The sequence below is a fragment of the Vibrio jasicida 090810c genome (genome assembly GCF_002887615.1).
Classification (GTDB): domain Bacteria; phylum Pseudomonadota; class Gammaproteobacteria; order Enterobacterales; family Vibrionaceae; genus Vibrio; species Vibrio jasicida.
In genome coordinates this window covers 348,525-368,973 of sequence record NZ_CP025792.1, presented here as the reverse complement: position 1 = coordinate 368,973, position 20,449 = coordinate 348,525, and the positions used below count along the sequence as shown (strand labels likewise).

Annotated in this window: 16 protein-coding genes; 5 read left to right on the top strand and 11 right to left on the bottom strand. The window is 45.6% G+C overall.

The features are described 5' to 3' along the window. Positions 1-339: 339 nt before the first annotated feature. The 4 genes from C1S73_RS01935 to C1S73_RS01920 all read left to right on the top strand — a co-directional run bounded on the left by C1S73_RS01935 (position 340) and on the right by C1S73_RS01920 (position 4,894). The gene (locus C1S73_RS01935; RefSeq protein WP_038867610.1) at positions 340-1,650 is read left to right on the top strand and encodes a TolC family outer membrane protein; all 1,311 of its coding nucleotides are present in this window, start codon (positions 340-342) and stop codon (positions 1,648-1,650) included. 3 nt (positions 1,651-1,653) lie between these two features. Continuing rightward, positions 1,654-2,268: an OmpA family protein gene (locus tag C1S73_RS01930; RefSeq protein WP_038867609.1), complete on the top strand. Its 615-nt coding sequence runs from the start codon at positions 1,654-1,656 to the stop codon at positions 2,266-2,268. A gap of 113 nt (positions 2,269-2,381) precedes the next feature. Then, positions 2,382-2,735, top strand: a complete 354-nt coding sequence (locus C1S73_RS01925) for a DUF2750 domain-containing protein (RefSeq protein ID WP_038867608.1) — start codon at positions 2,382-2,384, stop codon at positions 2,733-2,735. 191 nt (positions 2,736-2,926) lie between these two features. Next, positions 2,927-4,894, top strand: coding sequence for a tetratricopeptide repeat-containing diguanylate cyclase (locus C1S73_RS01920; RefSeq protein WP_038867605.1), 1,968 nt, complete (start codon positions 2,927-2,929; stop codon positions 4,892-4,894). On the opposite strand, the gene queC is transcribed toward C1S73_RS01920, so the two are convergent. Together queC and queE are read right to left on the bottom strand one after the other, a co-directional pair. Further along, positions 4,851-5,549 (bottom strand): 7-cyano-7-deazaguanine synthase QueC, encoded by a 699-nt coding sequence (gene queC / locus C1S73_RS01915; RefSeq protein WP_038867603.1) that lies wholly within the window; start codon positions 5,547-5,549, stop codon positions 4,851-4,853. The two genes, C1S73_RS01920 and queC, sit on opposite strands and share 44 nt — an antisense overlap. Positions 5,550-5,563: 14 nt before the next feature. Next, on the bottom strand, positions 5,564-6,214 hold the full coding sequence (gene queE, locus C1S73_RS01910) for a 7-carboxy-7-deazaguanine synthase QueE (protein WP_038867601.1): 651 nt from the start codon (positions 6,212-6,214) through the stop codon (positions 5,564-5,566). A 164-nt stretch (positions 6,215-6,378) separates the two neighbouring features. On the opposite strand from queE, the gene C1S73_RS01905 reads away from it, so the two are divergent. Continuing rightward, positions 6,379-7,188, top strand: a complete 810-nt coding sequence (locus tag C1S73_RS01905) for a Cof-type HAD-IIB family hydrolase (RefSeq protein ID WP_038867598.1) — start codon at positions 6,379-6,381, stop codon at positions 7,186-7,188. Positions 7,189-7,261: 73 nt separating this feature from the next. Here C1S73_RS01905 and C1S73_RS01900 read toward each other — a convergent pair whose 3' ends face one another. The 9 genes from C1S73_RS01900 to C1S73_RS01860 form a co-directional block, all read right to left on the bottom strand. Next, positions 7,262-8,701, bottom strand: coding sequence for a bifunctional NUDIX hydrolase/phosphatase PAP2 family protein (locus C1S73_RS01900; protein ID WP_038867596.1), 1,440 nt, complete (start codon positions 8,699-8,701; stop codon positions 7,262-7,264). A gap of 307 nt (positions 8,702-9,008) precedes the next feature. Then, positions 9,009-10,562, bottom strand: coding sequence for a trypsin-like serine protease (locus tag C1S73_RS01895; RefSeq protein WP_038867594.1), 1,554 nt, complete (start codon positions 10,560-10,562; stop codon positions 9,009-9,011). Between the two features lie 200 nt (positions 10,563-10,762). Continuing rightward, positions 10,763-11,245 carry a GNAT family N-acetyltransferase gene (locus tag C1S73_RS01890; RefSeq protein WP_038867591.1) on the bottom strand — a complete coding sequence of 161 codons (483 nt, stop codon included), beginning with the start codon at positions 11,243-11,245 and terminating at the stop codon, positions 10,763-10,765. 159 nt (positions 11,246-11,404) lie between these two features. Then, complete coding sequence (locus C1S73_RS01885; RefSeq protein ID WP_038867589.1) at positions 11,405-13,285, bottom strand: propionyl-CoA synthetase; 1,881 nt, start codon at positions 13,283-13,285, stop codon at positions 11,405-11,407. A 61-nt stretch (positions 13,286-13,346) separates the two neighbouring features. After that, positions 13,347-14,534, bottom strand: coding sequence for a 2-methylaconitate cis-trans isomerase PrpF (prpF, locus tag C1S73_RS01880; RefSeq protein WP_038867586.1), 1,188 nt, complete (start codon positions 14,532-14,534; stop codon positions 13,347-13,349). A 23-nt stretch (positions 14,535-14,557) separates the two neighbouring features. Next, the gene (acnD, locus tag C1S73_RS01875; protein ID WP_038867584.1) at positions 14,558-17,167 is read right to left on the bottom strand and encodes a Fe/S-dependent 2-methylisocitrate dehydratase AcnD; all 2,610 of its coding nucleotides are present in this window, start codon (positions 17,165-17,167) and stop codon (positions 14,558-14,560) included. Between the two features lie 133 nt (positions 17,168-17,300). Beyond that, on the bottom strand, positions 17,301-18,443 hold the full coding sequence (gene prpC / locus C1S73_RS01870; protein ID WP_038867582.1) for a bifunctional 2-methylcitrate synthase/citrate synthase: 1,143 nt from the start codon (positions 18,441-18,443) through the stop codon (positions 17,301-17,303). Positions 18,444-18,562: 119 nt separating this feature from the next. Further along, complete coding sequence (prpB, locus tag C1S73_RS01865; protein ID WP_038867580.1) at positions 18,563-19,459, bottom strand: methylisocitrate lyase; 897 nt, start codon at positions 19,457-19,459, stop codon at positions 18,563-18,565. Positions 19,460-19,471: 12 nt separating this feature from the next. Beyond that, positions 19,472-20,191, bottom strand: a complete 720-nt coding sequence (locus tag C1S73_RS01860) for a GntR family transcriptional regulator (protein ID WP_009696948.1) — start codon at positions 20,189-20,191, stop codon at positions 19,472-19,474. Positions 20,192-20,449: the final 258 nt, after the last annotated feature.

Sequence of the window (20,449 nt, the reverse complement as noted above, 5' to 3'; positions counted from 1 at the left end):
CCCGAATATATAACGCAATAACAGTGCATTAACACTAAATTACAACTTCTAAGTCACATATTACTCAGAAGGATGTGTCATGTGATAAAAAGAGACTACCGTCACTAATATATAGACACCCATGCTGAACAAGGCGTTGAAAATATGATCTTTATTCAGAATATAAAGTGCCTTCCGTGCGGTAACTGAAGATTTGCTTACACATCGACAAGCATAGCAACTAGTTCCATAGTTGATTGTTAATAGCTTTGTACGTTAAATTATTGACGCCTATAGAGGTGTCGCTATCTATAAGAACGATTTCTCACCCCAGACAATTCACAATCTAGGAGAATCACAGTGAAGTGGACTCGTGCCAACGCCTTTTGCTTGGGTGTGCTCGCCGCTAGCCCTGCTTTAGGGCAAACATTAGAGCAAGCGGTTGAAAATACGCTTAAAACAAACCCAGACATAAAAAGTGCGTTTAATGAATTCGTAAGTAAGCAGTATGTGAATGAAGCCTCGAGTGGCGCTTACCTTCCCTCTGTCGACCTTGATGCGGGTATTGGATACGAAGGTATCGATCCTGCAGAAGCGGGCCGCGAATCAACGGATTTAACGCGTAAAGAAGCAACTGTCACGCTTACCCAGCTTATTTGGGATGGTTCGGCAACATTGAATGATATTGATAGAACCGCAGCTGATGCAGAATCAGTACGCTATCAATTACTTGCTGATGCTCAAGATACAGCGCTAGAAGTGACTAAAGTTTATTTGGATGCAGTGAAGGCTTATGAAATCCTGACACTCTCCGAAAATAATTTGAAAGTTCACAAGAAAATTTATCAAGACATTAAAAAGCGCGTCGACTCTGGTATTGGTTCAACAGCTGACTTGACTCAAGTTGAGGCTAGACTGGCAAAAGCCCACGGCAATTTAGCAGCAGCGCAAAATAACCTGTTTGATAGCCATACCATGTTTACTCGCATTGTCGGCCAATCTCCACAAGGGCTTACCTTTCCGCGTGCCGATCAAAACTTTATCCCATATACGGTAGATGATGCTGTAGAGTTGGCATTTGATTCCCATCCGGTCATTAAGATTTCTACTGCAGATGTTGATTCAGCTAAGTTTCAATATAAGCAGTCAAAAGGTAACTATTACCCAACCCTTTCGGTTGAAGCAGCTCAGACATGGCGTGACGATGCTGGTGGTATTGAAGGGCGTGGTGACGAAACAACTGCGATGTTGAGAATGCGCTACAACCTTTACAATGGGGGCAGTGACGCAGCAAATGCAGAGAGTTTTGCCTACCAACTAAACAAAGCAAAAGACTTACGTGAACGCGCTTATAGAAACGTTGAAGAAGGCTTGAGACTCTCATGGAGTGCTCTCGATCTGACGTTACAACAAAAGGAATTCTTATCAGATCACGTTGACTCTGCTTCACAAACCGTCATCGCGTATGAGAAACAGTACCGTATCGGTAAACGAACATTGCTGGACTTACTTAATACAGAAAATGAATTGTTTGAAGCGCGAAAAGATTATTTAGATGCTAAATACGCTGAACAGTATGCAAAGTATCGAGTCATGAACGCCACTGGCCAGCTATTAAATGCATTACGTGTTGACGTCCCGACCGAGTGGAATCAGAAGGTGGAGTACTAAACCATGAAAGTAACAAAGGTTCTATTCACTCTAAGTATTTTTGCTTCTGCCAGCTTCGCAGCAACGAATGATGAATATGATTACATGCCAACCCCAGATGCTCAGCAAATTGCCGATCTGCAAGATGATGACAATGATGGCGTGATCAATGCTCGTGACTTGTGCCCTGGCACTCCGGTAACGTCAGAGATCGATAATGATGGGTGTGGTGAATACATTAAAGCATCCGAGAAGATGCAAGTCCGCGTTTTATTTGCCAATGATTCAGACGAAATAAACCCTGTATTTCGTCGTCAAATTCGAGAACTCTCAGAATTTCTGAAAGAGTACCCTTCTACCTCAATTGAACTGCAAGGTTACGCCAGTAAAGTGGGTGGTTCTTCCCACAACTTAGACCTTTCAAAACGACGCGCAAATAATGTTCGCGAAGCGCTATTGCGTTATGGCATTGATACTAACCGAGTTCGCATTGTCGGTTTTGGTGATACCCATTTAGCGACAGAGGGTACCGACGAAGTGAGTCACGCACTGAACAGAAGAGTAACGGCTTACGTTGTCGGCTATAAAGGTGAGATAAAGAAAGAGTGGACCATATTCACTACTCTTCCAAAAACCTAATAAAAGGAGCTTCGGCTCCTTTTGTTTTTTCAAGCGTACGAAAACCGTATTATGCTTTAGGAATCGACACTTTAATGGTAATCTAGCCGCGTCATAACAATGAGAGTTTTGAAATGAGCAAACTTACAACAGATATCCAAGCAAACCTTGATCTTTTTGTTGCTGAAACAAAAGAAAACCAGCTAGTTTGGGGTCTACGCAATGAAGAAGGTTGGTTATCTTGCGATTCAACTGAATTCGAAAACAGCGAAGTCATGCCTTTTTGGTCTGCTAAAGAAGATGCAGAAGCACACAACGTTGAAGAATGGGCAGATTTTGAAGTACTAGAGATTCCTCTGGATATCTTTGTTGAAGATTGGCTTTTAACTCTTGCTGAAGATGGTGTTCTTGTTGGTGCTAACTGGAACGCACAGCTAGAAGGTAAAGAGCTTGAACCTCAAGACCTAGCTAAACTATACCTAAGCTAATTCTTTAAGACCTCAGCACCAAGCTGGGGTCTTCCTCTTTTCACTTACCTTTTCGATATAAAGCTCGACCGAGCGCATAGTTTTCTTCATTTCATTATCTATACCCTTCGTGTTTTGTCACAATGACTCAACCTCAATTGGTATATCATACCGAACAAACTATATTAGAAAGAACATAAGGTTACATCACTATGCGTACGCTGCTCTCTTTGCTTGCGTCACTATTTTTAGGTAGTCAAGCAAACGCAAGTGACACTCAAAGCATCACCCAATGGCATGCTGTCTATCAATCGACTTTGAAGACGAATGTCGAATCGGCTTTGAGTATGCTCCAAGATCGCTATCACACGGCAAATACCGACAGTGAAAAGCTGTACGTGAGCGGGCTCATCTATGAATACATGGGCAACATCGATCAGCCCTACTTTGGCAGCAGCCAAATTTTAGACAACCGTTTCGCGAAGCTAGAATCTCGATACATTTTAGCGCTAAAAGAACGTAAACAAGGCAACTATGATGATTCTGTCAACCTTTTCACCGCGTTGCTACAAAGCACCAAGCAGCATCAGGATGTAGAAAGCAAAGCCTTAATGAACTATCAATTGTGCTACACCTTGAATCAACAAGGTCAGTACCACAAAGCCAATTTCTTCTGCTCTTCTTTGAACAATCATTTAGCAATCGACCACCCAGAAAGTTTCCCAAGTGATCTAGCTCTGCGCGTTATTGCTAATAACTTCGATTACCGCGGCGAATACGATGTAGCTCTAGAGCTTTATCGTCGCTTGTTAACCAAAATGCCAACGCAAAGCGATCCTTCAGGAGTTTACAATGATGTAGGCAATTTGTTGAGTGTACTTGGGCAGTACGAACAAGCAGAACAGTACCTTATTCAAGCGCTCCTCGCTCGACAGCTTGAAGCCTCCCCGCTTGAAGTTGCTCAGGTCGAACACAGTCTTGCGGCTATGTATAACAAATCTAAAGACTATGATAAGGCCATTAGTCACTACAAAAATGCACTAACTATCTTAGAAGACATGGACTACCCATACGGTAAGGGCTTGACCTATCTTGGTCTTGGTTCTGCGTACGTTGAATCAGGAAACTTACAAAGTGCTGTACCTTACATCAGGAACGCACTAGAGCTCGGTAAACGATATGAAAACAAACGCTTAGAGACAGAAAGTCATTTGGCGGCAGGGTTTGCATACTTAAAAAACACAATGCTCGCAAAAGCGCTAGAACATGGTATTGCCGCACTTGAACTTGCGACAGAAAACTCAAATTCAGCATTGCAAGCTAAGGCCCAACTTTTACTTTCGCAAACCTATCGAGAACAGGGCAACCATCTTGCCGCCCTATCTCATTATCAAGATTACGCCACGCTAGAACTTGCGAACCGTGATGCAAACAATGTCAAAGCAATAGAGGCACTCGATTTAACCAAGAATGAATATGAATACGAGTTGCAGCTGACAAAAATAAATAATGAGCGCAACTTAAAGTTACTCGAAGTCGAAAAGCTTGCAGAACAAAAAAGAGCATATAACTTCGTCATTTTCTGCTTACTGACTTTGCTATTCGTCGCCCTATTTATTCAACGAAAAACGAACATAAAATCGAAATTAGATCGTCTTACCGGTTCACTTAATCGAAGTACAATTATTGAGAAAATTAGAGCACAAACAATCAACGCGCCCGAAGACATGCGTTATGTTTTAGCGCTTATCGATCTCGATAACTTCAAGTCTATCAATGATCAATATGGCCACCCTACTGGCGACATCGTATTAAAGCACGTATGCAAAGCGATTAGAGCTAAGTTGAATAGAGGGGAATATCTTGGGCGCTTAGGCGGTGAAGAGTTTATTTTACTTCTGAAGAATGTCGATGAGATCGACGTGCCATTTCGTGTTCAAAGCCTACACAAAACGATATCTGATAAGCAGATCAAAACTGAAAATGCTACGGTACTGAATGTAACAGCAAGCTTGGCCTATTTGTCTACATCAAAACCATTAACGAACTTTGATGAACTATATTCGATACTAGACCAAGCTTTATATCAAACGAAGCAAAGTGGGCACAACGTTATGATTGATGCTTACAACGAGCCTATTGACCTTCCGTCTTCTGCTTTTGAATCAACGACTGCGTAACTGCGTCTTTGTTGTTCAGATAGTCATCTAAGCCCGCTTTGCGCAGGTCGCATGACGGGCAATCACCACAACCATCACCGATGATGCCGTTGTAACACGTTAGCGTGTTTTCACGGACTAGTTGCAACGCATCATATTGATCTGCCAGCGCCCATGTCTCTGCTTTGTTCAGCCACATTAGCGGTGTTTTGATTTCAAACTGACGATCCATACCCTTAACCAAGGCACTGTTCATCGCTTTCACGAAATCATCACGACAATCTGGATAGCCACTAAAATCTGTTTCACAAACGCCCGTGATGACGGTTTCTGCGCCAATTTGATAAGCGTAGATGCCAGCAAGCGTTAGGAACAAAATATTGCGACCAGGAACGAATGAGTTCGGCAAACCGTTTTCTTGCAGTTCATGAGAAACTGGAATGTCGTCACGTGTCAGAGAGCTAATGGCCAGTTCATTCAGTAAGCCAACATCCATCACTTTGTGTGCAGCGACGCCAAGATCTTTTGCGACTTTCTCAGCCACTTCAATCTCCAGCTTATGACGCTGACCGTAATCGAATGTGATGGCATGTACTTCGTCAAACTCTTTTAATGCTTGAACCAGACATGTTGTAGAGTCCTGCCCACCACTGAAAACAACGACTGCTTTTTTCATCTTTCTCTCCGAGCTTAAGCAATACTTAGGTATTTATGAGTTTGAACCGACAAACGCCAGTTGCGAGCAACACAGGTATCAATACACAGTTGTGTAGCGCGAGGCTTCTGACTGATAGGCTGAAGTGCGATTACTGTCTTTTCAGCGATTTCTGCTGAGGCCAACAATGCATCAAGCTGATCGATGTCTTTTTGGGTGCCCACCGGATGTTTAATTTCATTCGCTCGCTCCAAAGCACTCTTCAATACTGGCAACTTACCCTTCATCGCAATTTTAGGTGACACCGTCACCCATGTACTTTCTGAAGTCACGACCTCTGAAGTGCCGCTGGTTTCGATTTGGCATTGGCAACCCATTTCTTCAAATGCAGCCGTCAAAGCACGTAAATCATAAATGCATGGTTCGCCACCAGTGATCACAATATGCTTCGCATTAAAGCTCTGCTTTTTGTATTCAGCTACGATGTCTTCCGCAGATGCGAAACACCACGTTGGAGAATCTTCTGTTTTCACCAAGATATCACCGATCTGGCGCTGGTCTTCTTCTTCTGCGTACCAAGTCTGTTTCGTATCGCACCAAGAACACCCAACCGGACATACTTGCAAACGCACGAAAACCGCTGGCACACCGGTGAAAACCCCTTCCCCTTGGATGGTTTCAAACATCTCATTTAGCTTATACAACGTAGAACTCACTCAACTCACAATACTTCGAGGCGAAGACCTTAATGGAGAGGCGCACTCAGGTCAATTTAAACCAAAAATAAATTGTTAAAATAGGTCTTTTTGTAGTTTCATACACGGGTTCCCCAATTTTAAGGTAAGTAAAGATGTACAAGCTGATCGCCCTCGACATGGACGGTACGTTGTTAAACAGCGACAAAGTAATTTCAGATGAGAACAAACAGGCAATAGCCAAAGCTCGCGAAGCCGGTGTGACTGTCGTATTGGCATCTGGTCGCCCTCTTGAGGGTATGCAAGACAAACTTGACGAATTGAACATTAATTCCGATAAAGACTTCGTGCTTTACTACAATGGATCAATGGTAAAAAACATTGGTACAGAAGAAATCATCCACCAGCAGATCATCGATGGCAAAGCAGCAAAGAAGATCGCACGTAAAGCGCGAGAGCTTGGCGCTTATGTTCACGCATTCAGCCAAGAGCACGGCCTAATCACAGAAGAAAGCAACCCTTACACAGACATCGAAGCGAGAATTAACGGTCTTGAAATTACCGAAATGAACTTCGACGCGCTAGAAGATGATCACGCGATCATTAAAGCAATGATGGTTGCAGAGCCAAGCAAACTAACTGAAGTTATCTCAGCCCTACCAGCAGAGCTAAAACAAGAGTTTACAGTTGTGCAAAGTGCGCCTTTCTTCTTGGAGTTTTTGAATCCATCAAGCAACAAAGGCGTCGGTGTTTCGGCAATCGCAGAATACTTAGGCATCAAAGCTGAAGAAGTGATTTGTATGGGCGACGCCGAGAACGACCACCACATGCTTGAATACGCAGGTCTTGGTATCGCAATGGCGAACGCAATGGAAGAAACCAAACAAATCGCAGACTACATCACAGTCAGCAACGATGACCACGGTGTAGCAAAATCGATCGAGAAATTTGTGCTTAACGCGTAATACTCTGAATCGATCTGAATTGATGTAAAAAAGCCTCGCATTTGAGCGAGGCTTTTTGTTATCCATTTTCTAGCTAAGCGCCCTGTTTCGCACGCTTTCCACACGTCAACTTTCTAGCTAACGTAATAAAAGTCAGCATTAGCAACGGGTAATGGAACGTATTAAAGACCAGAGACCAGAACCCACTGAACGAAACCGTTGTTCCCAAGTAGAGATAGAGTTGATCAACTAGCAACAAGGCCAAAATAACGAACAACATCTGCTGGCGTTCAAATCGAATATCAGACTCTTTGAATGTCATAACCAGTGCAGACGCTGTAATTAAAATCGCTAACCAACTGGTGAACACAGGCAATGGCCAGATAACAGAGATCACTGCCGTAATTGCTGTCATGGTGAACCAAACCCCTTTCGAGGTGAGTAGTCTATCGACGTCTATTTCTGGATTATCTTCCAAACGTAAAACATGCCATGCCACTAGAACGCCCAGCAACGCACCAACAGACATATCCAGAATAAACGCAGTCCCTAAGAAGAACTTGCAGAACATTACGGTTAAAGTGACCAAGCCCGTCAACAAAGTGACTCGATTTAATCCAAAACTCTTCGTTCTTTGGAATAAGAAGGTCATCACACAGAACCAAATCGCGATCGGCAAGCTTGGGAAACTAAAGCCAAAGCTATGCGTTAACTCTGTGATCGGCATATAAACATGCGGCCTTGGTAGCGAGAACCCCTGTTGCGCAACCAATACCATCAAAGAAGTCGCAGTGATTGAGAAAAATAGACGGTACACGAAACGGCTATCAAACTTCATCATGACAAACGGGAACAAAAACAGCAGAAACGTTGGATTGCTGATGCTCGTTACCAATTTTGCAACTTCACAGGTTGTTTCACGGCTTGCTGACGAAAATGACGCGATCCAGCTTTGTAGATCAACCATCCAAGAAAGCTCAAGTTGACGAAAACCCGGTGCGGAGTCTATCAAATGGTCAACATAGACGACTGATTGATTTGTCGCTCGCGAATAAAATTCAGCCACCTCTTTCCATTGCGCAGGATAACGGTAAAGAGAAGCAGACATGTTGCTCGGGTTTGCAATCATTGCAGAGGCGACTTCTACGCCATAATGCGGCGCAAACCAAATTGGAAGCTCGTTCCCATCTAAGGTGTTGGTCATCGAAAACGCAATCACTTCTGAATCAGAGACACAATCATAGAATACGGCTGTATCCGTTCTACCTAGCTCCTCGCCAACGGTGACAACTAAGCCAGTTTCTTCCCAAGTTTCTCGCTGAGCAGCGAGCTTTGGTGACTCACCTTCAATAACAGTGCCACCAGGAAGAGAAATCTTATTGGTTAATATTTCATGGATTAAAACCAGTTTGTCATCTGCGCGGACAATACAAAGCGCCCCTTTAACGTCTTCAGGAAGAGGATTCGCGGCAGATGTAGGAGATACAAACAAAGAAATGGAATACAGGATGAGAAAAAACAGCTGTCTCAGCACAAAATACGACCTTTAACAAAAAAGAAGAATCACTCAGCTATGATGGCAGGATTACCAATATTTTTCGACATAAATTAAGTAACCAGTTGTACATTTAGCACACATGTCAAAAAACGCTTTGCGACACTCTTCAAAATAGTTCTGACAAAAATCAGACATAACTCGAAATATTGGCTGCGATTTTGCCAGTTATATTAAGTTAACGTCAGAGGAATTTACGTGGATTTTACGCCTTCTCAGAATTGAAACAAGAAAGAGAGCTTATTGTCGACAACAAATAAACTCTCTTTATGATTCATTTATACTTTTACAGCTTTAACCATGCATCTGTCCAAGCTGAGCCCACGCCCGGCTCATATGCACTTGGAGTTGAGCCACACCACAAACTGTTTGGCCAAGGCTTACATTGATAACTTGCACCATTATTCGTCACCACATCCCCTGCAGAATAATTCGTACCCGCTTGGTAAGCATCACCCGAAGTTGGCGGCGTTGGTGGTGTAGGCTCTGTTGGAGGCTCTACCGGAGGATTAGTCCCAGAACAATCTGAACTGCCAATTGGCTGCCATACTCCCCATGGGCCAGATTCTGATGGGTTATCGCCTTGAGTCCACCATTGCGCTTGCCATAATTGACCAGCCCAAGTAACGGTTTCACCCGTGTTGTATACACCACTCACTTGCCACTCATTGTCACAACTGCCTGACGGGGGTGTCGTTCCACTGGTCGCGGAAGCTGTTGCCACAGCTTGGTATGTAGTACTGGCTTTATCAATACCAAAGTTCAGCGTAACGCTCGCATTCCCAGTTTGAGATGCTCCAAACTCAACGTCAACAACACATGAACTTCCTGCACTAAGGGTCGATAGTGCACATTGGTCTCTGGTGATCATCGCAGATTTCGTGACTCCAGAACTTTGCAATCCCACACTTTCGACAGTAAACGCAACATTACCGATATTTTGAATACTGAAACTGTGTTGCTTCAGCTCGCCCACTTTAAAAGAACTCAAAGTCTGATTTGCCGTGTAACCAACAGAAACATTATCTGTCGGAGGCGTTGTCGTACCTACTACGCCATCAACAAAACTGCGTAACACCGCAATGTCGCTATACACGCCGTACTTACCCGGTCGGGCACAACCTATACCCCAACTGACGATACCTAGCTGAGTGACGAGACCGTTGTTCTTAATGACGATGGGACCGCCGCTGTCTCCCTGACAAGAATCAATGCCACCTTGCGGAACACCCGCACAGAATGATACGGAGCCAACTGTGGTGTAATTGCCGCCAGCTTGTCGACAAGTCGCATCAGAGACCAGAGGAACATCCACTTCTTGCAGCGCGGTTGGTGAACTGCCCCCCTCCGAAGTTCGGCCTAGGCCAGCGACGGTTAACCAATCACCGACACCTGCATATTGCGAGACACTGCCTGCGGCTATATCCACTTTCGCAACACCAGAGGGAATTGAACTGAGCTTAAGCAATGCGATGTCGTTAGAAAGCGTAGAAGCATTATAAGAAGGGTGAACATAGATCTGGCTAACGTTGGAGCGTACACCATCGGTACCGTTATAAATCACACCACCAATTTTTACCGCTATCTGATTTGGTGTGTCACCGTCCACACAATGGGCAGCAGTAAGTACGAAACCATCCCCAATATAACTCGCTCCGCAAAAAGAACGATTACCATTGCGGCTGACTATCTGCGTGTAAAATTTCCAGTCATTGGGGTTTGCCGTGATACCACCCACGATATCCGGCTGAATTTCATTGTTTTGTGTCTGCGTGACTTGATCTGCACTTGCCAACATTGGCAATAACGCCGTTGCAAGTAAGGTTTTTGATAGGTTCAATGTTATTTTCCTCTTGTTTTATGAGGCACTATTCATGTGCCACTTACAAAACAAGCAAACAAAAACAACATCACCAATTTGGATGAGAGTGAGTCGCCGCACATTGCGACGCAACTAATAGCAAATACTGACTAGTAGACTCAACTTTTGCACCGTCAGATTACATAAGTCACTAAGTTACCGTCTTAGCTACGCATTAATTAACGTTCAGATAACGACTTTCTTAACCAATGAATATGATGATCAAACCCTTGGTTTTCATAAAGAGAAATTGCGGTTTGATTGAAATCCCACACCTCAACGAACATTTGTTTTACGCCATAGTCGACGAACGTCGCTTCAATTTTTTCAATCAAAGCCTTCGCGGTACCTTGCTTGCGATACTCGGGTAAAACGTATAGCTCATCAACGCTTCCCATCATCACAGGCTTACTAACCGTAGAAATAAGCTCGCAGAAATGCCCGGACACAAAGCCGATGATCTCATCCTCTACTCTAGCGACATACACCAAACATTCAGGATTATCGAGATAGCGAGCAATACTCTTTTCTTGTTCGATTTCTTCTGCGGTTTTAAACAGCTCTGGGGATTGGATATGGTGCTCATCATGCAGCTCGAACATCAAATCATTAAGTTGTTCAAGATCGTCAAAAAGCGCTGGTTTGATTACAAAAGTAGACATAGGAAAAGAAGCCAAAAACAAGAATCCATATAGTGTGTGTTTAAACACGAGTTTAGGCAAGCAGGAATGCAAAAGCCTCTTGCCGACAAAGCAAGAGGCTCCGGTGTTTGCGCTTGCTCCTAGGTAACCTAAGGGCCACTTAATTAAGATCGTACTTAACTAGTCACGTTTAAGCACTCGTTCGATTTCGCCAAGACTGGATGGATCATCAATGGTTGATGGCACCACGTATTGCTCGCCATCGGCTATTTGACGAATGGTTCTTCGCAAAATTTTACCTGAGCGAGTCTTTGGTAAACGGTCAACAACCAGCGCATGTTTAAAGCAAGCCACAGCGCCAATCTCGTTGCGTACTTTACCCACCAACTCACCTTCTAGCGTTAGATCATCAATCTTCACGCCATCTTTAAGAACCACGAACCCAAGTGGTAGCTGTCCTTTTAACTCATCGTGGATACCGACTACCGCACATTCCGCAATCGCTGGGTGACCACCAACGATTTCTTCCATCTCGCCAGTAGACAGACGGTGACCAGCAACGTTAATTACGTCGTCAATACGACCCATAATAAACAGATAACCATCTTCATCTAGGTAACCGCCATCTCCCGATACGTAGTAACCCGGAAATTGACTTAGATAACCAGTTTCAAAGCGGTCATGGTTGCGCCAGACAGTCGGTAAACAGCTTGGTGGTAATGGGCGCTTCAAAGCCACAAAACCTTGTTGGTTTGCACCTACTGGCATGCCCATTTCGTTGAGAATTTCGACCTGATATCCAGGTATCGGCTTGGTAGCAGAGCCTGCTTTTACCGGCATCATCTCGATACCGGTCGGATTGCCCGCGATAGCCCATCCGGTCTCCGTTTGCCACCAGTGGTCAATGACCGGCTTATTTGCTTTGCTTTCAACCCATTCTAGCGTTGGTGGGTCAAGGCGTTCGCCTGCCATAAATATTGAGTCGAGGTTGGACAAGTCGTATTGCTTAATGAACTCGCCTTCTGGGTCTTCTTTCTTAATTGCACGAAAAGCGGTTGGCGCGGAAAAAAGCACATCCACTTTGTATTCATCACAAACACGCCAGAATGCACCCGGATCCGGTGTTCTCACTGGTTTGCCTTCAAATAGAATAGTTGTACAGCCATGAATCAACGGTGCGTACACAATATAAGAGTGACCAACGACCCATCCTACATCCGATGCAGCCCAGAACACACCATCTTGAGGAATGTTATAAATCGACGTCATCGAATATTTCATCGCCACGGCATGACCACCATTGTCACGCACCACGCCTTTTGGTTTCCCTGTTGTGCCAGAGGTATACAGAATATAAAGAGGATCTGTCGCTAGCACAGGGACACACGCATGAGGCAAAGCTTGCGCGTATTCTTGCTGCCAATCTAAATCACGTTCAAGGTTAAGTTCGGCTTCGCACTGCGGGCGTTGAAGAACAAAGACTTTCTCAGGCTTCCAACGGCTGTCCATAATGGCTTTATCAACCATGGGTTTGTACGGGATCACCTTGTTAATTTCGATGCCACAAGACGCCGTCATGATGACTTTGGGTTCCGCATCTTCAATTCGAACGGCAAGCTCATTCGGGGCAAAACCGCCAAACACCACCGAGTGAATCGCACCCAATCGAGCACAAGCCAGCATCGCCATCGCCGCTTCTGGGATCATCGGCATGTAGACGACCACACGATCGCCTTTGGTTACGCCTTGATTAGAAAGCATGCCCGCGATTTTTGCCACTTGGTCGCGCAGAGCTTGATAGCTGTAAGTTTGTTTTTGACCCGTCACTGGCGAATCATAAATCAGTGCGGTTTTATCCCCCCTTCCTTGCTCGCAATGATAATCCAAGGCGAGCCATGATGTGTTCAATACGCCATCAGGAAACCAACGTTCAATCCCATGTTCGTCAGCTTGCAAGATGGTATTTGGCGCTTCAAACCAATCGATGTTTTCAGCTTGAGCACGCCAAAAGTTTTCCGGTTCATTTTGTGCCCAAAGGTATTCTTTTTGATATGCAGACATATTGCTTCCTCCAGTATGTCCTGACATTGCTTCTCTTAAGTATCACTACCATGCAATTGTGTTATTCAAAGACATTGGAGGGAACACGCACACAGCCCTCCATCAGTATTCTCGCGCTGCGGCTCATAATGACTTTCTCAACCACCCAACCTTGTTCTGTTTGTTTGGCTTTTGCCCCCACCTTAAGCGTTCCTGATGGATGCCCAAACGTCACAGATTCTCTCTCGCCGCCGCCAGCGGCCAAATTAACCACAGTACCGGGAACGCATGCAGCGGAAGCAATGGCAACCGCTGCGGTTCCCATCATGGCGTGGTGAAGTTTGCCCATAGATAAAGCTCGGACGAGAATATCGACCTCACCTGCCTCTACGGCTTTACCACTCGACGATAAATAGGATTTAGGCTGGGAAACAAACGCAATCTTAGGCGTATGTTGACGTGTTTGAGCCTCTTCGAGCGAATCAATCAGCCCCATTTTTAGCGCGCCATGAGCACGAATGGACTCAAACCTCGAGAGCGCAAATTCATCGTTATTGATGTCATCTTGAAGCTCAGTGCCTTGGTAACCCAGCGCTTCTGCGTCTACGAAGATTGTCGGTATGCCTGCGTTGATGAAGGTGGCATTGAAGGTCCCTACATCTGGCACGACTAAATCGTCTACTAGATTGCCGGTTGGAAACATGCTTCCTTCGCCATCAGCAGGGTCGACAAAATCAACTTGGATTTCTGCCGCAGGGAACGTCACACCATCAAGCTCAAACTCCCCTGTTTCTTGAACGAAACCATTTACGATTGGCACATGAATCAATATGGTTTTGCCAATATTTACCTGCCATACACGAACGGTAACGATGCCGTTTTGAGGAATACGATCTTCGTCGATCAACCTTGCATGAATGGCGAAAGGTCCGACTGCAGCAGAAAGGTTGCCACAGTTACCACTCCAATCGACAAACGGCTTATCTATCGATACTTGCCCGAACAGGTAATCAACGTCGTGATTAGCTCGCTCACTGCGCGACACAATCACAGTTTTACTGGTGCTGGAAGTCGCGCCGCCCATGCCATCAATTTGTTTTGCGTACGGATCTGGGCTGCCAATCACACGAAGTAGCAGTTTGTCTCTTGCCTCACCTGCGACTTGCGCTGGCTGTGGCAAGTCTTCAAGGTTGAAGAACACTCCTTTGCTCGTACCGCCGCGCATGTAAGTCGCCGGGACTTTGATTTGGCTTTGCATCTTGCTATCCATATCTTGCTCCGTTATTGCGCTATCTATTGCGAGAGGAAATCTTGAGCAAAGCGCTGTAACACACCGCCCGCTTTGTACACGTGAACTTCATCTTCGGTATCGAGTCGACAAGTCACCGGCACATCAACCTTTTTGCCATTAGCACGGGTAATCACCAACGCCAAATCAGCACCAGGAGTGATATCGCCTATAACGTCATAAAGTTCAGTGCCATCTAATTCGAGTGTCTTTCGGTTCACACCATCTTTAAATTGCAGAGGAAGTACGCCCATCCCAACTAAGTTGGTACGGTGAATACGCTCAAACCCTTCAGCTACAATGGCTTCTACACCCGCCAAGCGAACGCCTTTCGCCGCCCAATCTCGCGACGAACCTTGACCATAATCCGCACCTGCGACCACGATAAGTGGCTGCTTACGATTCATGTAAGTCTCAATCGCTTCCCACATGCGCGTCACTTTGCCTTCAGGTTCAACTCTCGCCAGCGATCCTTGCACGACTTCGCCATTTTCCTTGACCATTTCGTTAAAAAGTTTTGGGTTAGCGAAAGTAGCGCGCTGCGCGGTTAAGTGATCGCCTCGGTGAGTCGCGTATGAGTTAAAGTCTTCTTCTGGCACGCCCATCTTCGCGAGGTATTCGCCTGCGGCGCTGCTTGCCAAAATTGCGTTCGATGGCGACAAATGGTCGGTTGTAATGTTGTCGCCTAAAACGGCAAGAGGACGCATTGAAGACAGAGTTCGCTCACCAGCCAGTGCTCCCTCCCCCTCTTTTTGCCAGTAGGGAGGTCTTCGGATATACGTACTCATCGGACGCCAATCATAGAGCGGATTCGGGTTACGAGCCTCATCATTCAGTTTGAACATTTGAATGTAGACTTGATTAAACTGATCTGGCTTAACGTACTCACCCACCACAGCATCAATTTCTTCATCCGTTGGCCACAAGTCGTTGAGATAAACCGGCTTACCGTCTTTGTCTGTACCTAAAGAATCACGTTCGATATCAAAACGAATCGTACCAGCTAACGCGTAAGCAACGACCAAAGGTGGCGATGCTAAAAATGCTTGTTTTGCGTATGGATGAATTCGACCATCAAAGTTGCGGTTCCCAGAAAGTACCGCCGTTGAATACAGATCTCGGTCGATGATTTCTTGTTGGATTTTCGGGTCAAGTGCGCCACTCATACCGTTACAGGTTGTACACGCATAAGCGACGATACCAAAACCAAGTTTCTCCAATTCAGGGAGTAAGCCAGATTCTTCAAGGTAGAGTCGAGCAACTTTAGAACCCGGAGCAAATGAAGACTTCACCCAAGGTTTGCGCACCAAGCCAAGCTCATTCGCTTTCTTAGCGACCAGACCTGCTGCCACAACGTTTCTTGGATTACTGGTATTGGTACAAGAAGTAATCGCCGCGATGATCACAGCGCCATCTGGAAGTTCGCCTTTCTTCTCTTGCCACTCGCCAGAAACACCACGTTCAGCAAGCTCTGCGGTAGGTAAACGACGATGAGGATTAGATGGACCTGCCAAATTGCGGCCGACTTGGGATAAATCAAACTCAAGTACGCGCTCGTAAACCGCCGTGTCTAAATCATCTGCCCATAGACCAGTTTGCTTGGCGTACTTCTCTACCAAGTCGACCTGTTGATCATCGCGCCCTGTCAGTTTGAGGTAATTAATGGTCTGCTCATCAATGTAGAACATCCCAGCGGTTGCGCCGTATTCTGGCGTCATGTTTGAGATGGTCGCGCGGTCACCAATGGTTAGATCTCGAGCCCCTTCGCCAAAGAATTCGAGATAGGATGAAACCACGCGTTCATTTCGCAAAAACTCAGTAATCGCTAGTACGATATCGGTAGCGGTAATACCCGGTTGACGCTTACCAGTCAGCTTCACACCAACAATGTCTGGCAGACGCATCATCGACGGGCGACCAAGCATAACCGTCTCCGCCTCTAATCCGCCGACACCAATCGCAATAACGCCAAGAGAATCAACGTGAGGTGTGTGACTGTCTGTGCCGACACAGGTATCTGGGTAAGCAATGCCTTGCTTGGCTTGCACAACCGGAGACATCTTCTCCAAGTTGATTTGGTGCATGATGCCGTTACCCGCAGGAATAACACTGACGTTCTCAAACGCCGTTTTACACCACTCAATAAAATGGAATCGGTCTTCGTTTCTGCGCTCTTCTATCGCGCGGTTTTTCTCAAACGCCTCAGGGTCAAAGCCTGCGTGTTCAACAGCAAGTGAATGGTCAACGATCAATTGCGTTTCAACCACTGGGTTTACTTTCGCTGGATCACCGCCTTGTTCGGCAATCGCATCACGCAGACCAGCAAGGTCGACCAATGCGGTTTGTCCAAGAATGTCATGACAAACCACGCGGGCCGGATACCAAGGAAAATCAAGATCACGCTTGCGTTCTATTAACTGTTTTAGGCTATCAGTGAGCGTGCTTGGATCGCAGCGACGAACCAACTGCTCGGCTAAAACGCGTGAGGTGTATGGGAGCTTTTCATAGGCTCCAGGAGAAATATCGTTAACTGCTTCTCGGGTATCAAAATAATCGAGTTGGGTTCCCGGGAGCGGCTTACGATATTGAGTATTTATATTTGTGGTGATACTCATGGGCTTGCTTCCGCTTTAGTGTACATCTTGTGCCTGAACGCACCGCGATACTGTTTTTGAAATGGATTCGCGGTGAAAGAGACGCCCCTTGTGAATGCCATGAAAGACGAAGCTCACAAAGAGGCGTCACGCGCTAGCGTTGTTCGATTGGCACCCAGTTTTGATGATCCGGTCCGGTATAATCCGCACTTGGGCGAATGATTCGGTTGTTCGCGCGTTGTTCATACACGTGCGCCGCCCAGCCTGTCAGTCGGCTCATCACAAAGATTGGCGTAAACAATTTGGTTGGAATATCCATGAAGTGGTAAGCCGAAGCATGGAAGAAGTCGGCATTACAGAACAGACCTTTCTCGCGCTTCATGACGGATTCCACACGCTCAGAGACCGCGTAAAGATGTGTGTCACCCACCTCTTTCGATAACGCTTCTGACCAACGCTTGATCAGTGCATTACGAGGATCACTTTCGCGATAAATCGCATGCCCAAAGCCCATGATTTTGTCTTTGTTCTTTAACATCTGAAGAATGTTGGCTTCTGCTTCATCTGGCGTTTGCCAATCTTGAATCATCTCCATCGCCGCTTCGTTTGCACCGCCATGAAGTGGACCACGTAGCGTGCCGATAGCAGCTGTGATACAAGAATGAAGATCAGAAAGCGTAGAAGCACACACGCGCGCCGCAAATGTTGAGGCATTAAACTCATGCTCTGCATAAAGAATCAAAGAACAGTGCATCACCTTTTTGTGCGTTTCGCTTGGTGCTTTATCAGTAAGGAGTTTTAGGAAGTAGCCGCCTATGCAGTCTTCGCTGTTATCGTGCGTTTTGATTCGTACGCCATCGTGGCTGAAGCGATACCAGTAACAAATGATGGCAGGGAAAAGCGCCAGCATTCGCTCAGTAGCATGGAGCTGTTGCTCAAAGTCCATTTCTTGCTCTAAGTTACCCAGCATAGAGCAACCTGTGCGCATAACGTCCATCGGGTGAGCATCAGAAGGGATCAGCTCTAACGCTTGCTTAAGCTCCGCTGGTAAGCCACGCAAGCTCAATAGATGTGTCTTGTAGGCGTCTAGCTCTTGTTGATTAGGTAAGTGACCGCGTAACAGCAAATGCGCGACTTCTTCAAATTGAGCATGATTTGCCAAGTCCGTAATATCGTAACCACGATACGTTAGACCCGTCCCCGTTTTACCGACAGTGCATAAAGCTGTGCTTCCAGCGCTTTGACCGCGTAGACCTGCGCCACCTATCTCAGCTTTCTTTTCTACAGAATGAGGCATTGTTGAACTCCTTTTCTGTCTGATTTGGCTCTCTTAGTGGGCTCTTTTGAATCAGACAATTTTCACGTTATTGGATTAGAGATTCTTTTCTTGGGCTTCCGTTTGTTTCTTTGTTGACCTTATTTACCCTCCGAAAACAGCTTGTCTAACTTATTCTCGTAGTCGTGGTAATTAAGGTGCTCATACAGCTCTTTTCGTGTCTGCATTGAATCAAGCAACGCTTCTTGGTTACCAACTTCTAGTAAGTGTTTGTAAACCATCTCAGCCGCTTTGTTCATTGCACGGAATGCGCTCAATGGGTACAAAACCATATCCACTTTGGATTGGGCTAACTCTTCACAGCCGTATAACGGCGTTTGTCCAAATTCAGTAATGTTGGCAAGAATTGGAACGTGCTTCCCTGTCGCGTCTCCGAGCGCTGCCGAGAACTGTTGATATTGGTCTAGCTGATTCATTGCCTCTGGGAAGATCATGTCTGCGCCCGCTTCCACACATGCAATCGCACGTTCAATTGCACTGTCCATGCCTTCTACTGCTAGTGCATCAGTGCGAGCCATAATGACAAAGTTCTCGTCATTACGCGCATCCACCGCCGCTTTCACTCGATCAACCATTTCTTGTTGGCTAACAATCGCTTTGTTTGGGCGATGACCACAACGCTTCTGCGCCACTTGGTCTTCCATGTGCACTGCCGCCGCACCGGCTTTTTCCATCGCTTTGATAGTGCGTGCGATGTTAAAAGCTCCACCAAAACCGGTATCGATATCAACCAATAACGGCAAATCACACGCGTTGGTGATGCGGTCTACGTCCACCAAAACGTCGTTCAATGTCGTAATGCCAAGATCTGGCAAGCCGTAAGACGCGTTAGCGATGCCGCCACCCGACAAATAGATAGCTTGGTGACCCAAGTTTTTCGCCATCATGGCGCAGTATGGGTTAATGGTGCCGACGATCTGCAGCGGGTTGTTTTGCTCAATGGCGAGTCTGAACTTCGCCCCCGGAGATAAGCTCATGACAATTTCCTTCTAGTCTTGTTCTCTATCTTTACTTTCAGAATGTAGAATCTGTAATTCGATTAGTTTTCGGCTGCCTGAGATGTGCCTTCTCATCAGCATTTCTGCCAGTTCTTCATCACGGTTGCGAATCGCTTGCAGAATGAATTTGTGTTCGTTGAGTGCTTCGTTAGGACGAGATTGCGCTCGTGGTGATTGGTAACGATACATGCGCAACAAGTGATACAACTCGTCGCAAAGCAGAGAGATAAGCTTGCTGTTTCGGCTCGCTTGAATGATTCGATAGTGGAAGTCGAAGTCACCATGCTGGTGGAAGTAAGACGATCCTTCAACTTCGTCTATATGTTTGGAATGTGTCGACAATAGCATTTCCAAACTGAGTAATTCTTCTTGAGTGATATAGCGAGCCGCAAGTCTGGCAGCCATACCCTCTAATGCTTCGCGGACTGAATACAATTCGATGAGTTTTTCTGGAGAGAAAGTGATAACGCGAGCACCAACATGCGGAATGCGCTCAATCAAACCAAGTCCTTCAAGGCGCATCATGGCTTCACGTAAAGGACCTCTACTCACTTGATATTTCTTGGCTAATTCAGGCTCTGAGATTTTACTGCCCGGTTCAATTTCACCACTCACAATCGCTTCCACTAACGATTCGGTCAGCGATTCAGATTTAGTGTGCTCTTTTTCAGAGACAATCACTTTATGACGAGTTTTCAATTCTGTATTCATATTCAAGGCACTCGTATTTAGAAACCAAAGTGTCAACAATTTGTTAACTTGAATATAAAATAGACGATCAGATTGTCGACAATCAAGCAAATTGTCGACAATTTAGACTAAGGTATAGTGTTACTGAGTGATTTATGAGTGGAAAAACATTCAGTTCGATAAGAACAAGCTGAAATTGTCGACAATAAAAATTCAATAAATTCAGCAAGTAAAAAGAATTAGGGAGCACATCAGCTCCCTATTTGTGTTTAATTTGCT